Genomic DNA, 899 nt, shown 5'->3' with positions numbered 1-899 from the left:
CGGTCATGGTTTCCTCTGCAGTCTGTTGGAAGTCCGCTGCTGGTGCGGCATCCAGTTGCAGGGCATCGTCATCCAGAAAGGGCCTGGCAAGGCGGTAGGCCAGGTCCACGCCTGTTGTTGACAAATGTACCCCCCTATCTTTGAGGTGATCGGAGATTGCCTGATGGGTGCGCTTTTGAGATTTCAGATCGAGGATGATCTGCAGGATATCAGGGGTCACCGCTTTGGGCATACCCCGCGCAGGTAAGCCCGCATCCAATCGAAGCGCTTTCTTGATCGTCGCAGCGCTAATTTGAATGTTCTCCTCTTTCAGCGTAGCGCTGATCTCTTCACAGGCCACCCCCTGGTCTCTCAGCGCCTTGATCTTCTCAAACACTTCCGGGGTTACTTTTGAGGCAGGTTTCCTGATTGTAGCTTGGGGCTGTCCCAGTGCCTGCAGCATGTGCTGAATGTTGGGGGAGGCCTGCTGATATCCCGTCTCCCGGAAATTGCGCCACGATTCTGAATCCGCGGTCACACCAAATTGCAATGAAGCAACTCTAAGCGCAGTGTCCACTCCTGATTTTGACAAATGTATCCCACCAGCTTCGAGATGCGCGGAGATTGCCTGGCTGCTGCGTTTTTGAGATTTCAGGTCGAGGATGATCTGCAGGATATCACGGGTCACCGCTTTGGGCATACTCCGCGCAGGTAAGCCCACATCCGCTCGAAGTGCTCTGTTGATCGTCGCAGCGCTAATTTGAATGTTCTCCTCTTTCAGCGCAGCGCTGATCTTTTCAATACACACCCCCTGGTCTCTCAGCGCCTTGATCTGATCAAGTACTTCCGGGGTTACTTTTGAGGCAGGTTTCCTGATTGTAGCTTGGGGCTGTTCCAGTGCCTGCAGCATATGCTGAATA

General features: G+C 53.7%; 1 protein-coding gene. It reads right to left on the bottom strand.

Features of this window, described 5'->3' with window-relative positions; genetic code table 11:
* On the bottom strand, positions 1 to 899 hold an 899-nt coding region (locus tag ABLN87_RS22270), incomplete at both ends, for a hypothetical protein (RefSeq protein ID WP_353014298.1).

The organism is Ruegeria sp. SCP10, assembly GCF_040329495.1.
In the GTDB taxonomy this organism is placed as follows: Bacteria; Pseudomonadota; Alphaproteobacteria; order Rhodobacterales; family Rhodobacteraceae; genus Ruegeria.
This window is presented reverse-complemented; position numbering and strand designations above follow the sequence as displayed.